The sequence below is a fragment of the Nitrospiraceae bacterium genome (genome assembly GCA_019637075.1).
Lineage (GTDB): Bacteria > Nitrospirota > Nitrospiria > Nitrospirales > Nitrospiraceae > JAHBWI01.
On the sequence record JAHBWI010000015.1, the window covers coordinates 1 to 17,019 of the forward strand.

General features: G+C 58.5%; 20 protein-coding genes. 12 read left to right on the top strand and 8 right to left on the bottom strand.

From position 1 onward, the window contains the following. From KF814_18785 to KF814_18805, 5 genes are all read right to left on the bottom strand, one after another. Positions 1-246, bottom strand: a 246-nt coding sequence (locus KF814_18785) for a hypothetical protein (protein ID MBX3238200.1), incomplete at its 3' end; no start/stop codon positions are given. A gap of 116 nt (positions 247-362) precedes the next feature. Further along, a complete protein-coding gene (locus KF814_18790) occupies positions 363-1,532 on the bottom strand; it encodes a hypothetical protein (GenBank protein MBX3238201.1) in 1,170 nt (389 codons plus the stop codon). 33 nt (positions 1,533-1,565) lie between these two features. Then, positions 1,566-1,778, bottom strand: a complete 213-nt coding sequence (locus tag KF814_18795) for a hypothetical protein (GenBank protein ID MBX3238202.1) — start codon at positions 1,776-1,778, stop codon at positions 1,566-1,568. Between the two features lie 103 nt (positions 1,779-1,881). Further along, the gene (locus KF814_18800) at positions 1,882-2,544 is read right to left on the bottom strand and encodes a hypothetical protein (protein ID MBX3238203.1); all 663 of its coding nucleotides are present in this window, start codon (positions 2,542-2,544) and stop codon (positions 1,882-1,884) included. A gap of 108 nt (positions 2,545-2,652) precedes the next feature. Continuing rightward, positions 2,653-3,360, bottom strand: coding sequence for a chlorite dismutase family protein (locus KF814_18805; GenBank protein ID MBX3238204.1), 708 nt, complete (start codon positions 3,358-3,360; stop codon positions 2,653-2,655). Between the two features lie 223 nt (positions 3,361-3,583). Here KF814_18805 and KF814_18810 point away from each other — a divergent pair, with 223 nt between their 5' ends. Genes KF814_18810 through thpR form a run of 3 tightly spaced genes read left to right on the top strand, consistent with a single transcriptional unit; the run spans position 3,584 to position 6,063 of the window. Then, a complete protein-coding gene (locus KF814_18810) occupies positions 3,584-4,120 on the top strand; it encodes a hypothetical protein (protein MBX3238205.1) in 537 nt (178 codons plus the stop codon). A 48-nt stretch (positions 4,121-4,168) separates the two neighbouring features. Then, complete coding sequence (locus tag KF814_18815) at positions 4,169-5,452, top strand: competence/damage-inducible protein A (GenBank protein MBX3238206.1); 1,284 nt, start codon at positions 4,169-4,171, stop codon at positions 5,450-5,452. Continuing rightward, positions 5,449-6,063 (top strand): RNA 2',3'-cyclic phosphodiesterase, encoded by a 615-nt coding sequence (gene thpR / locus KF814_18820; GenBank protein MBX3238207.1) that lies wholly within the window; start codon positions 5,449-5,451, stop codon positions 6,061-6,063. Before KF814_18815 ends, thpR begins: the two co-directional genes overlap by 4 nt. Positions 6,064-6,134: 71 nt before the next feature. On the opposite strand, the gene KF814_18825 is transcribed toward thpR, so the two are convergent. Then, the gene (locus KF814_18825) at positions 6,135-6,398 is read right to left on the bottom strand and encodes a hypothetical protein (GenBank protein MBX3238208.1); all 264 of its coding nucleotides are present in this window, start codon (positions 6,396-6,398) and stop codon (positions 6,135-6,137) included. A gap of 552 nt (positions 6,399-6,950) precedes the next feature. On the opposite strand from KF814_18825, the gene recA reads away from it, so the two are divergent. The 9 genes from recA to KF814_18870 all read left to right on the top strand — a co-directional run bounded on the left by recA (position 6,951) and on the right by KF814_18870 (position 16,195). Then, complete coding sequence (gene recA / locus KF814_18830) at positions 6,951-8,063, top strand: recombinase RecA (GenBank protein ID MBX3238209.1); 1,113 nt, start codon at positions 6,951-6,953, stop codon at positions 8,061-8,063. Between the two features lie 50 nt (positions 8,064-8,113). Continuing rightward, positions 8,114-8,560, top strand: a complete 447-nt coding sequence (locus KF814_18835; protein MBX3238210.1) for a RecX family transcriptional regulator — start codon at positions 8,114-8,116, stop codon at positions 8,558-8,560. After that, on the top strand, positions 8,557-11,187 hold the full coding sequence (alaS, locus tag KF814_18840; GenBank protein MBX3238211.1) for an alanine--tRNA ligase: 2,631 nt from the start codon (positions 8,557-8,559) through the stop codon (positions 11,185-11,187). Before KF814_18835 ends, alaS begins: the two co-directional genes overlap by 4 nt. Before the next feature lie 4 nt (positions 11,188-11,191). Then, positions 11,192-11,803, top strand: coding sequence for a Holliday junction resolvase RuvX (gene ruvX / locus KF814_18845; protein MBX3238212.1), 612 nt, complete (start codon positions 11,192-11,194; stop codon positions 11,801-11,803). Next, positions 11,688-12,740 (top strand): endolytic transglycosylase MltG, encoded by a 1,053-nt coding sequence (mltG, locus tag KF814_18850; GenBank protein ID MBX3238213.1) that lies wholly within the window; start codon positions 11,688-11,690, stop codon positions 12,738-12,740. The genes ruvX and mltG overlap by 116 nt, the downstream gene beginning before the upstream one ends. Before the next feature lie 85 nt (positions 12,741-12,825). Beyond that, positions 12,826-13,518, top strand: coding sequence for a deoxyribose-phosphate aldolase (gene deoC / locus KF814_18855; protein ID MBX3238214.1), 693 nt, complete (start codon positions 12,826-12,828; stop codon positions 13,516-13,518). An 88-nt stretch (positions 13,519-13,606) separates the two neighbouring features. After that, positions 13,607-14,761, top strand: a complete 1,155-nt coding sequence (locus KF814_18860; protein MBX3238215.1) for a phosphopentomutase — start codon at positions 13,607-13,609, stop codon at positions 14,759-14,761. 148 nt (positions 14,762-14,909) lie between these two features. Continuing rightward, entirely contained in the window at positions 14,910-15,431 is a 522-nt protein-coding gene (locus KF814_18865) for a DUF2247 family protein (protein ID MBX3238216.1), read from the top strand. Positions 15,432-15,877: 446 nt separating this feature from the next. Beyond that, complete coding sequence (locus KF814_18870; protein ID MBX3238217.1) at positions 15,878-16,195, top strand: hypothetical protein; 318 nt, start codon at positions 15,878-15,880, stop codon at positions 16,193-16,195. 45 nt (positions 16,196-16,240) lie between these two features. Here the strand turns inward: KF814_18870 and KF814_18875 are convergent, their stop codons facing one another. Further along, positions 16,241-16,441, bottom strand: a complete 201-nt coding sequence (locus tag KF814_18875; protein MBX3238218.1) for a hypothetical protein — start codon at positions 16,439-16,441, stop codon at positions 16,241-16,243. A gap of 2 nt (positions 16,442-16,443) precedes the next feature. Then, positions 16,444-16,725 (bottom strand): hypothetical protein, encoded by a 282-nt coding sequence (locus KF814_18880; GenBank protein MBX3238219.1) that lies wholly within the window; start codon positions 16,723-16,725, stop codon positions 16,444-16,446. Positions 16,726-17,019: the final 294 nt, after the last annotated feature.

A 17,019-nucleotide genomic window follows, 5' to 3' on the forward strand; every position in this document is an offset into this window, starting at 1 on the left:
AAAGCCGAACGCCGGCTGCCCATCACGATTGGTGGCAAGCTGGAAGCTGCTCACACGTCCACTGACAGTAACGACTTGATGATTGTAGTGATCGGGATGGGCCAGAAGCTCCGTGACTTCCACGAGGCCTGCCGCAGAGAGCGAAGCGACCGGCATGGTGGAGAGGAAGAATATGAGCGTGCACAGCATCGGAACGAAGCCTCTCACCATCGATCGGGGAGAAACCCTGTCATGATTGTGCTGCATGATAGTTGGATTATACAAAATTCACTCCGTGCTGAGAAGTCGGTTACGAAAGAAATCCGACCAGGCCCGGGAAGCCGGTCGATGGTTCAGATCGATCGGCAGCTGCCGACAGCACGTCATCGCTGAAGATCGTTGTGTAACTCTCCGATGAAACTGGTCAGAACATGTTGTTGCATCTGTCCCATTTCTTCTGCCGCTGGTTGGGCTGCCTCGTTGGTGAGTTCAGGGGCATCCTTGGGGGTCGGCGCCGTGCGGGCCAGAAGTTCCTCCTCGAGGGCGTCCGGGCTGGAGTCAATTTCTGACAGAACGGCCAGCAGCCGCTGCAAACCGAAGACGGACCGAGTGTTTTCCGAGTGAACGGCATTAGAACTGGCGCCATGGACGAGTGACAACCAGAACTTTGCCTCCAGGTCTTCCCCGAGGGTACCCCAAGCGAATGTCCGGAGTTTCTCCACCAACGCTTCTTCGGTTCGCTCAAGCCCGTCATAGAGAGCAATGGATCGTTCAACCGGCCGTTCGCCAAGGACCGCGAGTGTTTCTTTCCAGAGATCGAGCGCTCCCGTGGTCGGGACCGCCTGGGCGGACGATGTTTGCAGGGTCGTTTGAATGGCGTGAAGATATTGATGGAGATGTTTCACCTTTCGGCCGGCCAGGCTCCCGGCAGGGATACCCCAAATATGGCCGATTTCGTGATCCTGCAAAGGAGCGGCATTGATCGATTTCCATTCCCGTTCCGAGACTTCGAGGCGCTTCCTGTACTTTTCAATCAAGCGGAGTTGCGCCTGGATCTCCAGGCCAAGCCTGGCTTCCTGATAGGCCTCGGCGGAAATATCATTTTCGTCCCATCGCCGATTCAATTGCCGAATCGCCGGCTTGGGGACTGCGGCGCGCGCGCCTTGTTTGATCGCCTCCACGGCTTCAGCAGTCAGCTTGTAACGGGTGCGGAGGAGGTCGGTTGCCGCCCGGGCCATTCCTTCAGCCAGGGCAATCATTCCTTTCATGGCTTCCATTTGCAGCCACAAACGCTCCCGCCGTAGCCGGACTCGCCGGCGATACTCATCCCGTCGATTGGTCACATCCCGCAACGCATCCTGTTTGACCATTTGGTGGATCGGTTTGGAACCGGCCACGCAGCGGGGGTCCGGTCGATCGGCTGCGATATGACTGATCTCCTCGGGCGTGATGTCGAAGTGCTGCAAGAGCAGCAGCTTGAGCATGATCCTGCCCTGGATCGGGGCTTGTTCGATGGTGGAGGCAATGAGTTCCGGGGTGAGCAACGCGGACATGGTGTGGCCTCTCGTGCGAGGTAAAAGGTTCGCTCAGGCCGTGCCCTGATGGCTGTTTTCAAGGTAGACCGCGACGTATTCTCGAATGTGTTGAATGCTGCCGCTGACAAACAATTCGCGAGGGATTTCGACCCGCACCAGTTTGGCTGGATCGACGCCGCGATCGATGGCGTATTCTTCGTCGATATACAGGGTCACTGAACCGTCAGGGTGGCGAATCGCATAGACCGCATTGTTTTCGGCCATAGGAGCTGCTCCGTCTGAGGATGTGGAACGATATTACTATTACAGGTAACACAGGCTCGAGCCGAGTGTCAAAATGCGACCTTCCGCTTCCGACGGGGACGGGTCAACGCTGAAATAGTCGTCGCCGCCAGAGGATGTAGCTGGTGAAGACCATGAGGGCGATCAGCAGGGTGTTCCGGATTCGACCGGGTCCGAAACAGGTCAAGTTGACGAGCGCGTTGGTGGTCCCGTATGCGGCATACACCAGATACACCAAAAGGGACCATTTTTTGACGCGCACGAAGCCGTAGCCGACCCAGGTATGGAGAAACGGTGAAAGGGCTTTGGTCACGAAACCGGCGGCTCCGTCCAATTTCGTGCAGAAAAATGGCAGCAGATAGTCGGGGTTCTTGGCGATGATGATCGCATCGTTGGCGGCGCTGACGAGAAATAGCAGGCCGAGAAACCGGATATCATGCCCTTCCGCCCATGCCTGGCGGCCGGTTCTGGCAAGATCGGAACCCGAAGCTGCCGGTCCAAGGGCGGCGTCGTAACTCTGCAGCGCCCACCAGGGAAGCGCCAGCAGCATGAAGAAAAAGACTTCCGCGGCCCGACCGGAGAGACGTCCAAGAGCGAAACTCAGCGCGATCAGGAAAATGGTCACGAGGCCATAGAGCATGGCGGCGTTGTGCCGCCCGCGAAGTAGCTGGCCCAACCCCGGCAGAAGGGCCGAGTACAAGGCCGCCCGGTGATCGGAAGCCGGGTAAGTCGGAGCATCAACTGACATGGATGTGAGGAGGGTGCGGTGTCTGGTGGCTCGCCGGGGGCAGAACGCACACGGCCTTCGATCATCTGATCGAAGGCCGTGCAAACTGTCCGAGCGTGTTAGTCGAGCTTAGCCGCCCAGTGTATCTAATGCTTCTTTCAGGCTCTTCCGGATGCAGGTGAAGATCGGGGTATCTCGCAACGTGTACCGGCTACCCTCGGTTTCCCGCAGCGCCATGACGAGATCCAGGAAATCTTCCGGCTTGTCGCTTTCAAAGGCCACGACCCATTCCTGGTCGTCGAGGCCAAACGAATAGGTCGTATTGAGTTTGACTGAAGGGAAGCGATGGCCGACTTCAATATGCTCGTCCATCATGCCCTGTCGCGCGGCCTTGGTGAGTAAGAACCATTCGCGAGTCTTCACGAACGGATACACGAAGATGTACTTCGCCTTACCAGGGACCACCGTCAAACGTTTGCTTTCCTGATTTTCGTGAGTGTGATTGTCCACGTAAATGGAGCGTTTGGTGATCGCGAGGTACGAATAGGGGTTGAGCAGATACTTGCCCAATCCGGACGCCAGGATCTTGGTGCTCATTTCCTGGAACAGTTCGAGTTCATAGCTGATGCGCCAGAGCATCAGGTCGCAGTCGCCGCGAATACCGACGGTCGTGTATGCAATGACGAGCACTTTGCCCTGGTATTCCTCTACGGCACGGAGAAACTCCTGTTTCCCGCGCGTGCGCTCATCTTCAGGAAGCCGACGCCAGGCCGGATCAAATTTATAGAAGGTGAAATTCACATACTGACGGCGGGGCGCTTGTTCGGGGCTGGACATGAGGAACCCTCCAGGCAACTTCTTGATAATGTAAAAGAATAAGAGTTAGCTCTTTAGCATTTCGTCTCCTAGGCTGTCAACCGATTGCGAGGTGTGCGAACTACGAATTGACACGTCCACATCGATCTGGTACTGGCTCCCTATCATGCGTAGCCTTCGACGATGGTCTGCCGGTTCCAGACTCCTGCAATTCCTCTTCGCCGTCGCAAGTATGAGCGTTCCTGTGGCGTCATTCGCCATCGAAGTGCAGCCGACTCCCGAACAAATCCAGGTCACGGTTGAACGGGGGAAGGCCGCCGCCGCGCAGGGTGTTTCTCCGGATCAACTGCATACGTGGTTCGGCGCGAAAGAAGATCTGGCTCCCCGCGGGTTCATCATGACCAAGTTGGGAAGTCTGCTCGTGATGGCCAATCACCTGTCGCTGCGGGCCCTGGCTCCCTCCGAGCAGGACATCGCTCAGGTGCTGGCGAACGGCAATCTCCTGGTGAACGTCGTGTTGTTCGGTGAGCGCGTGGACTTTGCCGCCGACAGTTACGTCGTGCTGGAGCAGGCCGGGCGGACCGTCAAACCATCCTCGGTCCGGTTTGACGCGCGAGGCGATCGGACGACCCTCTGGCCTCAACAGCCCGCGTATCGCGCGAAAGTCATTGCCCAATTCCCCTACGCAGATCTTGATCCGCACACGAAGACGACCCTGACCGTGTTTCCCTCCGGCGGCGGGCAAGTCAGCTTCGAACTGGATTTCGCCCATATCGAATAATGTGATCCTCCCGTCAACACCGTTTCCGAGCAACAAGGTTAACCTTGCATGAACAAGTCGAAAGCCTGGACGGCTGAAACGATCGCCATCGGCTCCGAGCTCCTGCTCGGCGGCCGGATGGACACGAATTCCCTGTTTATCGCCGATCGCCTGGCGACATGCGGGGTGGAGCTTCGATACAAGACGATCGTCGGTGATGAGTTGTCCGATATCGTGAGGGTACTCAAGACGGCGGTCCGACGCGCCCGCGTGGTGATCATCACGGGCGGGTTGGGCCCGACGATCGATGACCTGACCCGCGAGGCGGTGGCGGAGGCCTTCGGCCACCGGTTGGTCCGGCGAAAAGCCGCGCTGGACGAGATGACGGCTCGATTGGCTCAGTGGGGCAGGACCCCGACGAAGGCGCAGTTGCGACAGGCGATGATTCCTGCAGGCGGGGAATTTCTGACCAATCCGGTCGGGACGGCGCCGGGGTTCGTCTTGATCTGGAAAGATGCGTTCTTTGCGGCCTTGCCCGGAGTGCCGCGTGAGATGGAACCGATGATCCATGATGGGCTCCTGCCGCGTCTGCAGACCTGGCTGGGCAGGCACAAGGAGATACCGGCCACGCCCGTGATTCGTCGGGTACTCCACACATCAGGCGTGCCGGAGTCGATTGTGGATCAGAAGCTTGAGGGGCTGCTGCCCCCAGGCAGTCCAGTCCAACTCGGGATCTATGCTTCTCAAACGGAAGTGATGGTCTCACTGACAGGTCCGGCAGGGGCAGAGGGTGCTGTTGCGCTTGAGCGGCTGTTTGATGAAGCCAACAGCAGGCTCGGCGACATGGTGTACGGTCAAGAAGCGGATACGATGGAATCAGTGGTTGGCCGGTTACTGACCGCCCGGCGCATGACCCTGGCCTTGGCCGAATCCTGCACCGGCGGATTGATCGGCCATCGGTTAACCCAGGTACCTGGGTCCTCATCCTACGTGGATCGGGGTATCGTCTGTTACAGCAACCGCGCGAAGGTCGAGTTGTTGGGAGTGTCTGAGGATCTCCTCGATCGGCACGGCGCGGTCAGTGCCGAAGTGGCGGCAGCCATGGCGCGGGGCATTCGTGAGCGCAGCGGTGTCTCGGTCGGATTGAGCGTGACCGGCATTGCCGGACCAGGGGGAGCCACTGCGGCGAAGCCGGTGGGATTGGTTTATGTGGGGCTCGACGGCGGACCGGACGATGCCCAGACGAAACAATTCCGCTTTCATGGCGGCGACCGGAGCGTCATCAAGCAGCGCTCCTCGCAGGCCGCGTTGGATCTGTTGCGCCGTTGGTTGATCAAGAAAGGTGGCGGATGATCAGGGCGTTTCTGGCCGTCGAATTGCCGCCCGATCTTCGCGCGGCCTTGTCGGCGGTTCAGCAGGATCTCAAACGACGGCTGGAACGGACGGTCGACCGGCAGGCGCGCATCAGCTGGGTGCAACCGGCCTCCATGCATCTGACCGTGAAGTTTCTCGGTGACACGCCGGAGGATTTGCTCGAGTCGCTCCATGCGACGCTTGCGCAGGTGGTCGCCAATCATCGAATGCTCCAGGTTCCCTTTTCGCGACTGGGGACGTTTCCTCGACCGCTGCAGCCGAGGATTCTCTGGGCTGGGCCGCTGGAAAGTTGGGAACAGGGAAGCGAGAGCGACCGGCTGCAGGCCTTGTATCAGGGGGTGGAGGACGTGTGCCGGACGGCCGGGTTGGCGGCGGAGGTTCGGCCGTTTAGCCCGCATCTGACGCTGGCACGAATTAAGGAGGGGGAGCGGCAGGTCGGACAGGGACTGGCTCAAAGCGGGCTGTTGGATCAACCGGTGGCGTTCGGTGTTCTGCCGATCAAGACGCTGGTCATGATGAGAAGCGAATTGCGGCCGGCCGGCTCCATCTACACGAAGCTGTGGGAGTGCCCATTGAGTTCACGCTCCTAAACTCAAGTCCGGCAGCTGCGGCTGTGCATGAATGCTCTCGGCACGTCAATCGACGGCTGCGGCCAGCTCTCTCAGCGGGTGAGACATTCTTCAGCGACAGGAGCGGCCTCCAATTCGGTTAGTGCAGCGACCTGCATGCGGGACATGGCGGACACGATCCCTTCGTAGACGGCTGCGGCGGCGACGGACCAGTTGGGATTAAACGGCTCGCCACGGAAGGCTGCTTCGGCAGCTTTCTTTTCATCGTAGGTCAGATCGCGCGGCGCGCGCGTGACGTAGTGTTGCGATTGCGCGACAGAGTGTTCGGATCGATCATCCATTCGCTGTTGTGGCATGGGGCCCTCCTGCATCAGGTGAGTGATGAGCGAACACTGCGGAATGGGAGCAATGTTGGTGCCAGGCACATTGCCCCTCATGAAGAATGTCGGCATAGACGCACGGTGACTTTAACGGTCCAGTTTTGTGCCCGTTCTCTTCAGTCTCCAAAGTGTTTTCATGTACTTACGCGCCAGCTGCGGATAGGTGGCGATGAGGCGACTGCCGTCCCCGTACTTCGATACAGTGGCGGTTATGACAGAACGCTGCGAGATTTTTGACGCATGACAGGATAGGAGGCAGGCCTGTCGCGCGATGGTATTTTCCCGCACGGCCTCACGCGATTCACAGAGGCGCAGGGCCGGAACCGTTTTTCTCCAGATTGAGTGGTGGACCCTTGCGGGCTAGGCTTCTTCCTTTTAAGTCCGGTATAATCCGCTGTTCTGTCTGCTTTCCTGGTCTGAGTCTGGTCCGGTTGGCGCGTGGTCAACTCATGGCCGGCTGGTGCGTTGTCTCCCACGGCATACGAGACCAGCACACTTCACGAGTCATGTCGCGAGAAGGAGTTTTGAATGACTGAAAAGGATGAGAAAAAGCGCGCGTTGGACCTGGCCCTGGCTCAGATTGAAAAACAGTACGGCAAGGGCGCGGTGATGAAGTTGGGGACCGATGATCGGCCGGCCGACGTTCCGGCGATTTCAAGCGGATCCCTGGGATTGGATATTGCCCTCGGCGTCGGGGGATTCCCGCGCGGACGGGTCATCGAAATTTTTGGTCCGGAATCGTCCGGTAAAACCACCCTCACGTTGCATGCGATCGCGGAAGCGCAGAAAGCGGGTGGAGTCGCTGCCTTCATTGATGCCGAACATGCGTTGGATTTGACCTATGCCAAGAAGTTGGGCGTGCACACCGACGACTTGCTCGTGTCGCAGCCGGACACCGGTGAGCAGGCGCTCGAGATTGCCGAGACCCTCGTCCGCAGCGGCGCGATTGATGTGATCGTCGTGGACTCCGTGGCGGCGCTGGTGCCTCGAGCTGAGATCGAAGGCGAAATGGGTGATGCCCATATGGGCTTGCAGGCACGGCTGATGTCCCAGGCCTTGCGTAAACTGACGGCTGCCATCGCCAAATCGCAGACGACCCTGATCTTCATCAACCAGATCCGCATGAAAATCGGTGTGATGTTCGGCAATCCGGAAACCACGACGGGCGGCAACGCCTTGAAGTTTTATTCGTCCGTGCGCCTCGACATTCGTCGGATTGAGTCGATCAAGGATGGGCAGGATGTCACCGGAAGCCGCGTCCGCGTCAAGGTGGTCAAGAACAAGATGGCCCCGCCGTTCAGACAGGCGGAATTCGACATCATGTTCGCCGAGGGAATTTCCAAATCGGGCGAGATTGTCGATATGGGAGTCGAGAAGCGCGTGGTGGAGAAGGCCGGCGCCTGGTACTCCTATAAGGGCGAGCGATTGGGCCAGGGGCGTGAAGCCGTCCGCGACTTTCTCAAGACCAACCCGGCCATCGCCAAGGAGATCGAAGGCAAGGTGCGCGAACTAGCCGGGCTGCCTTTGCGCGGGGCCGAGAAGAAAGCCGAGGCCAAAGAGGCAAAAGAAGAGAAACCCGAGCGCAAGGTTGAGATTCGCCAGGACGAGAAGCGCGGCCACAGTGCGAGAGTGACATCATAGGCAGCAGGATGTCGGCTGGACGTGGTGGACCACGACGCAGGGAGTCGCCGATGGATTTCCTGACAATGGCGATCCGGTACCTTGGCCGTGCTGAGCGGACAGCCTCTCAGGTCCAGCACTACGTTCAAGAAAAAGGGGCGAGCCGGGTGCAGGGGCACGCGGTTGTCCGTGAGTTACAGCGGCGCGGGTATCTCGACGATCAAGCCTATGCCACCCGGTGGGCGGAAGCCAGGCTCTCGCGACGCCCGATGGGACGTGAACGACTGAAGCTGGAACTCCTTCGTCGAGGCTTCGAAGATACGGTGGCGGAGCGGGCCTTGTGCAGTGCTTACCGGTCGGTTTCCGAACAGGAATTGGCGTGCCAGGCGTTAGAAGGACGCACGACGAGGATGCGTCCACTACAGTGGGTGAGATTTTTGCGGCAACGCGGGTTTGATGACGACACCATTCAGCAAGTCACGCAAGTCGACTTGGAGACGGGGTTAGACGAGTTATGAGCCAAAGTGTAAACGATCTGCGGCGAGCCTTCATCCGGTACTTTGAGCAGCAGGGCCATCGAGCGGTGCCGAGCGCGCCGTTGATTCCACAGGCGGATCCCACGTTGCTGTTTACGAACGCCGGGATGAATCAATTCAAACGGGTGTTCCTGGGTGAAGAAACGCGCGCCTATCAGCGGGCCGTGACCGTGCAGAAGTGTCTGCGTGCCGGCGGCAAGCACAATGACCTTGAAAATGTCGGCTACACCAGGCGGCATCATACGTTCTTCGAAATGCTCGGCAACTTTTCCTTCGGCGATTATTTCAAGGAAGACGCCATCCGCTTCGGCTGGGAATTTCTGACCTCGGTGGTCGGGCTGTCGAAAGACCGGATGTGGATCACGATCTTTCGCGAAGACGACGAAGCCGATCGGTTGTGGCGGAAGATCGGCGTGTCCCCGAGCCGTATCGTGCGTTGTGGCGAGAAGGACAATTTCTGGCAGATGGCCGACACGGGTCCCTGCGGGCCTTGCTCGGAACTGCACTTCGATCAGGGGCCGTCGGTGCCGGGCGATGATACGCCGAACGGTGAAGGCGACCGGGTCATTGAGATCTGGAACCTGGTGTTCATGCAATTCAATCGCGATAGCGCCGGGACGCTCAATCCGCTTCCAAAGCCGAGCATCGACACCGGCATGGGGCTGGAGCGCCTCACGGCGGTCGCGCAGGGCCGGCTTAGCAATTACGACAGTGATTTGTTCGCGCCATTGCTGGCCGCAATCGGGCGGCGAGCCGGTGCTGAGTATGGAGCGGTGGAGCAGTCGGATCGTTCCATGCGAGTCATTGCCGACCACCTTCGAGCTATTACGTTCCTGATGGCCGACGGCGTCTTGCCGTCGAATGAAGGGCGGGGTTATGTGCTCCGGCGAATTCTCCGGCGGGCGGCCCGTCATGGCCGGTTGCTGGGTATCACCGAGCCATTCCTGCATGAGCTGACGGCGACGGTTGTTGCCCACATGGGCGAGGCCTATCACGAATTACGGCCAGCGGCCGGGACGGTGGCCGAAGCGACGCGTGGTGAGGAAGAACGGTTTATCGCCACCCTGGACCAAGGGCTGCCGATCCTGAACGACATGCTGTCGAAGGTGAAGGTGTCAGGCCAACCTGTGCTGCAGGGAACGGAAATTTTCAAGTTGTACGACACGTACGGATTCCCGATGGATCTCATTGCGGAAGCCTGCCGTGAGCAGGGGATGACCCTCGACGAAACCGGCTTTGAAGCGGCCATCGAAGAGCAGCGGACGCGCGCCAGAAAAACGGGGGGCTTCGAGAACGAAACGGCGAGGCCGGCCCTGAGCGACGTGGCGGCGCGTGTCGGAACCACCGCATTTGTCGGCTATGACCGCTTGGATTCCGAAGGTGTGGTGCAGGCGCTCCTTCAGGGTGATCGCCTGATCAAGGAGGCCCGCGAAGGCGACGAAATCGAGATCGTGCTCGACGTCACGCCATTTTATGCGGAAGGCGGCGGCCAGGCCGGCGATCAAGGTGTGTTAAGCGGGACCGACGGCCGCGTGGAGATTCGCGAGACCACCAGACCAGTGCCGACGTTGATCGTCCATAAGGGCGTGGTGACATCCGGTTCTATTCGTGAAGGCGAACGGCTGCAGCTCTCGGTGAATCCTCGGACCAGGAAAGATGCGGCGCGTAACCATACCGCTACCCATTTGGTGCATGCCGCGTTGCGCGATCTACTTGGGCCGCACGTCAAACAGTACGGCTCGCTCGTGGCACCGAATCGTCTGCGGTTCGACTTTGCCCACTTCCGGCCCATGTCGTCCCGTGACATCGACGAGATCGAATCGATCGTTAATGAGCAGGTCCGCCTTGATCAGCCGGTGCAAACCGATGTGATGGGCGTGCAGGATGCCGTGGCGGGCGGGGCATTGGCCTTCTTTGGGGACAAGTATGGCGATCGGGTGCGAGTGGTCCAGATCGACACCTTCAGCAAGGAATTGTGCGGGGGCACTCATTGTGGGCGTACGGGGGAAATCGGATTGTTCCGGATCGTCTCTGAATCGGGAGTAGCCGCCGGGGTGCGCCGCATCGAGTGTTTGACGGGGAGTGGTGCCTTGGATTCCCTCAAGCGCCTGGAAGCGGATGTGCGAGAGATGTCTGAACTTCTGAAAGTCGCGCCGACGGAGGTTGTGGCGCGCACCCGGAAGTTGAGCGAACAGCTGAAGGACAAGGAACGCGAACTTGCAGACGTGAAGCTGAAAATGGCGAGCACATCGTCCGGTGACGCGCAGGCACGAGAGATCAAGGGCGTCCAGGTGCACGCGCAACGTACGGATGGCCTCGATGTAAACGGCATGCGGGCGCTCGCCGATCAACTACGGGACAAGCTCCGAAGCGGTGTTGTCGCTTTGGGCGCGGCGAACGACGGCAAGGTCTCGTTGCTGGTGGTGGTGACGAAGGATCTGGTCGGCCGTTTGAAGGCGGGTGAATTGATCAAGGCGATGGCGACCGAAGTCGGCGGGACAGGCGGTGGTCGCCCTGAGATGGCGCAAGCCGGCGGAAAAAATCCCGAAGGGCTGGGACCGGCGCTCGAAAAAGTTTTTGGGTTGGTCCAAAAGGCCTTGGAAGGGTAGACTGATGAAAGGCCAACGGATTCTTGCGATCGATCACGGCTCCAAACGCATCGGCTTTGCCCTGAGCGATGAGCTCGGGTGGACCGCCCAGCCGTTGGAAACGTTTCATCGACGCAATCCCGAGGCCGATATTCGACATATTCAGGAGTTGGTGCGCGAGCACGAGGTCGGCCGGGTGCTCGTCGGCTTACCGCTTCGATTGGACGGGGAAAGTGGCCCCGCCGCAAAAGTCGTCGAGGAGTTCATCCAACTGCTGGAACCGGCCTTGTCGGTTCCGGTGGTAACCTGGGACGAACGGATGACGACCTGTGCGGCGGAGGACTTATTGATCGCCGCCGATGTCGGCCGCCGCAAACGGAAAGGCATCGTCGATCGGATCGCCGCCGCGATTCTGCTCCAGAGTTACCTCGCGAGCTTGGAGAAGCCGTCGTCGGGCCAAGAGCAGGCCGTAAGCAATTCCCACGAAGACGATCCCTGGTCTTTTGACGAACCACGAGTCGATGATGCAGAAGCGATTGATTGCGGGACTGGTTCTAGCGATGGTGATACTCTTGGCCCTCTCGGGCTATCTGGTCCTGCGCTGGGCTCAAAGTCCCGTCGCCAGCGGGCTTCCTAAGCCACCCTCCAAGATCGTCACGATTCCTGACGGCAGTACCTTTCAGCAGGTTGCGGGCATGTTGAAGAGCGAGCAGCTGATTCGCAGCCGCTGGGCGTTTCTCCTGCTTGGCCGGTCGCACGACAGTGATCGCAAAATTCGCCCCGGCGAATACGAACTCGATGGCGGCATGTCGCCTCAGGACATTCTGAGTAAGCTGTTGGCGGGCCGGGTCGTATTGCATCCGGTCACGATCCCCGAAGGATACAATCTTGCGCAAATCGCCGAGGTGCTGGCGGGACAGCAGGTGACGGATGCGAAGGAATTCTCGAAGCTGGTGCGCGATCGCACGTTCATTGCGACGCTAGGGATTGAAGCGGACTCGCTGGAAGGCTACTTGTTTCCGGAGACCTATTCCTTTCCTCGCCAAGCCAAGGCCCGTGATGTCATCAAGGCCATGGTGGACGGGCTCCATCGCGTATGGAGCGCCGACTTGCAGGAACAGGCCGCGCGCATGAAGTTGTCGCTCCATCAAGTCTTGACGCTGGCATCAGTCATCGAAAAAGAGACCGGCTCCAAGGAAGAGCGGGAATTGATTGCGGCGGTGTTTCACAACCGGTTGCGAAAGAAGATTCCCCTGCAGAGCGATCCGACGGTCATTTATGGGCTCCCGGCGTTTGACGGCAATATTCATAAACGCGACCTGTCCGTCATGAGCCCCTACAATACGTACCGTGTGCAGGGACTTCCGCCCGGCCCGATCGCCAGTCCAGGAGCTCACTCGCTTCGTGCAGCACTGTTTCCGGCGCAGGCGTCCTATCTCTATTTCGTCTCGCGCAACGATGGCACCCATCAGTTCTCCTCAACCCTGGCCGAACATAATCTCGCCGTGGAAAAGTATCAGAAGCAGCCGTTCCGCAAGCGGGCCAGGGGAAGCCTGGTGACTCACGGCGCGTGATCTTATTGGTGCCTTACTCCACGCCGCATCGCCTCGTGACGGTCTATTACATCCATCAACATTCATCATCTGAAAGGAATCGCGCATGGGACTTGTGTCGTGGAATGAGAATTTACCTGCTCTGCTGGATCACACGGTATTGCGTCCCGAGGCGACAAAGGCCGACGTCTTGCGGCTGTGTGCCGAGGCGAAGGAGCAGGGATTTGTCGTGATTTTTGTGCCGCCCTGTTATGTCGATGAGGCGGTTGCGGCCGTGGCCGGAACCGCCGTGCAAGTGGGCATTCCGATCGGGTTCCCTCTCGGTGGCCATTCGACCCATGCGAAAGTGACCGAGGCGATCGAAGCGGTGGCGCATGGCGCGCGAGTGTTGGACATGGTCATCAACATCAGCCGCCTGAAATCCGGAGACTATGATTTCGTACGTCAGGATATGGCGGCCGTCGTGCGCGCCACGCCTGGAGTCAACCATAAGGTCATTCTGGAAACCTGTTTGCTCACACGCGAAGAAAAAATTACGGCGTGCCGCCTAGCCGTTGAAGCGGGTATGGACTATGTGAAGACCTCCACGGGATTCAACCAAGCCGGCGCCACGGTGGAAGATGTGCGGCTCATGAAAGAGGCCGTGGCCGGACAGGCGAAGGTAAAGGCTTCTGGCGGCATTCGGGATTGGAAGTCGACACGAGCGTTACTGGAGGCTGGGGCGGATCGGATCGGCACCAGCGCCAGTCTGAAAATCCTGAGCGAGTGGCGTGCGGAACAGGCCGTCATGACTCGCTGAGTCCCACTGGGTACGAAGGAACGGCCGTCACTGTGCTCGGACGGTGAGATTGGCTTGCTCGTTTCAGCGGATTTGATATAGTGCCTCGATGATGACTCGAATCGTCCTGCTGGTCTTAGATGGATTTGGCATCGGGTCTTTGCCCGATGCGGAATCGTATGGCGATGGCGGCTGCAATACGCTGCAGCGGCTGGCTGCGATTTCCAAAGGACTTGCCCTCCCGAATCTGGAACAACTCGGCCTCGGTCTCCTGGGCCAATTTCAAGGTATCCGCCCCATGGCTCAACCGGAGGGCTGCTACGGCATGCTGGGGTTTACGACCAAGGGTAAACACTCGCTGGCCGGACATTGGGAATTGGCTGGGTATGTCATCGAAGATGGTCCGACCCCTCTCGAGGCGTTCACGAGCGAGCTGGCCTCCGGTCTCGAAGCCGCATTGGGACAAAAGACGCTGGGGAACTGTCGCACCGTTCACCTGGAGCCCATTGCAGAGTTCGGCGCGCAGCATCAGAAGTCAGGCATGCCCATCGCGTGGATCGATACCGCCGGGACCATCATGCTGGCCGCCCACGAACAGGTCATCCCGCCTGAGGAGTTGTATCGCCTGGCGCGCGAGGCTCGCCGCCGGCTCAAGGCGACGATGCCGATCGTTCGCGTGGTGGCCCATCCGTTTACCGGCCAGCCGGGACAATTTGCTATTACGGAACGTCGCCGGGATTTTGCCGTGGAAGCACCGGGCCTCACACTGCTGGATCACCTGAGCCAAGCCAGCCAGCTGGTATTCGGGGTGGGTAAAGTCGGCGACCTTTTCAGCGGGCGCGGGGTCACCAGATCGGTACCCTTGTTTCAAGCGCATGCCGTGATGGACGAAGTCATCGGCATGTTCAGCAAAGCGCCTCGCGGATTGATCTACGCGAATCTTCCCATCATGAGCCCCGATCTGCAGGACACCCTGTCCACGCTGCAACACGTCGATCGCCGGTTGCGCGACTTGCAAGAGTGTCTCAAAGTTGGTGATGTCCTGATCATCACGGGCGACCACGGATTTGACTGCGCCAGGCCGAATCCCGGACACTCACGTGAATATGTCCCTTGCCTCGTGACGGGACCACGCCTTGCCAGAGGCGTCAACCTCGGCACCAGGACGACGGCCGCCGATCTCGCTCAGACGATCGGCGAAGCGTTGGGCGCGACGAGACTTCCATGGGGAGACAGCTTCCTGGATGCCCTGCAGTCCCGCTAGTAGGCGACCAGCCCAAGCCGCCGTCCATGCGTTCGCTACGATCAGAGCCGCCACCTCAAGGAAGCCAGTCTCAGCTCTCTACGCCCACCTGGTAAGCCTGCCGCCTATGAGGCGATCAGAAACCGCCGCACTGGGTTCAAGTTAGGCCATGACCATCCAGCCACTGCCTACAGCGTATGTACTCGGCCAGGTGTCACTTGCCTGGCGAGAACTATTATGGGGCTATGACCATGGATGGATCAGTTGGGATTGTCTGACGGAGTTTGCCACGCGACAATTGGACTCTAAAAACATTAATCAGATGGCTGAGGTTGAACTTGCCGGGTTGCTGCCAATCGAATCGTACAGGGCGCGAGATCTGGCTGAAGAATTGGCACACAATGAACCACCTATGTCAGAAGAGGCGGTAAGGGAAAAATGGCTCTATCTCATCCTCCGTTGGATTTTTGAGAATCGGGAACGCACTGTAGAGCCGTTCGCTATAGTAGAAGCGCTGTATGCTGATTTTGGCTATCCTCATGAAGTTGCCCGCTTTGTTCGGTACATGCCACCCGGGGATGAATACGACCCACGGGAGCATTCACAACCCGAAAATGAGGGGCACATGCTGGAGCAGTGGCGAGATTACCTCATTGAGGCAGAAAAGAAGTTTGGCTTGGGTCAGGATTGAAGCCCGGTTCGGAAAAATGGTGCCAGGCACCATCTCAGCGCCCCGGTTTTTTTGACTGAGTTAAGGAACAAGGTAAACCCAGCTCTAGATTGCATGGGTGGAACACCACACGGGATTCTTCCTCATACCGGCCTGATAGGCATCAGCCCAGAAAAACACATGCCAGTTAAGTAGGCGAGGCTTGGCAATGGCAATCGCGCTTGGTGGACTATTGGTCATAGAGAGATTTTCTTTGGATAGAAAGGAAGAGGCCAATTGGACCACATCCATAGGTTTATCAATGAGAGACGTGTTGCAGCGTTATAAAGGATTTGATGGCAGCATGCCCTGGCCTGAAACATAGGGCTTCGTAACATACGTTTAGATGAGGACTTGCCTCTATCGATCAATATCGAGCGGTACGGAAATATTTCCAAGACATTCAAGCACACTCGTGGTGCGATCTTTTGTATCTGCACTATGTGAGAACTTCACGCGATCAGTTCACACATCCAGATTGTTATTTTTGCGGCTATGATTTCGGGCACTATGGAGGTGTGGGCAATTTCTTTTCCGTCCTTCTGCACGAAGTGATCAATGGTCGGTATGATCAACTGCGGCGATATGCCCATCTACTGAATCAGTATTTTTTGCTTCCGAGCCTGATTGAAGCGGACGTGGTGAAAGAAACGCGCGAAGCCTTAAAGCTGAAGGGGGCAAGTCTGGAAACCGAAGATGATGAGGATTTTGTGCCCATCGGCATTTATGCTTTTAAAGGTCAGTAAAATGATGCCAGGTACCATCTTAGGCCTGTCTGATATGGACGAGCGCTAGCGAGGTGGTTTGGGCAAACGCCGGGAACGTTGCGCGTGGAGCGCAAATTCCAGCGCGGCTTCGAGCCGAATCACGCGGGCGTTCAAGTCTTCAATATGGGATTGCTGCTTGGCGACGGTGGTGTTGAGTTGCTCCACTTTATCGTTCAGCTTGATGGTGTTGGCGAAGGCATCCCACACGCGTTCGGTGAGTCCCATCGTCACCCTTTCTTACGGGTCTTGGAGAGAGCCAGCATGCGCGCTTCGGACTCTGCCACGAGGGCGAGAGTTTTGTCGATGGCGCGAATGGTTTTCTTTGTCTCCCGGATGACTTGCTTGGCCATGTGATCCAAGAGCGTTGGATCATCGGCTGGAACGTACCGCTCGCCCCCCTCGCGAAGCAGTTCTGCCATGGTGAGATTGGCGGCTTTCGCCTTTTGTGCCAGCCGGCGTTTTTGGCCGGGGCTCATGAGGATAGGAACTTGGACCATCGTGGATGGCATGGAGGCCTCCCTCGGCGTGGATATATAGTCCATATATATCATAGGATCGGATATGCTGTCGATGCGCCCCATGTCCTCAGCGGTTTATGATGCATGCTGAAGGGGGTCATCTTGCTCAATCGCCCTCGGATGACGTATACGTAGGGCTCAATGTTCGAGTTGCACTACGTGGGCTCTTGCATACCTGACCTTCGGTGGGGTGCTGAACAGGAAAGGATCATACCGTGTCGATTGACGAGAAACTCAGCAGCCTTGGCCTCACGCTTCCGGTTGCGCCAAAGCCGGTTGCCAGTT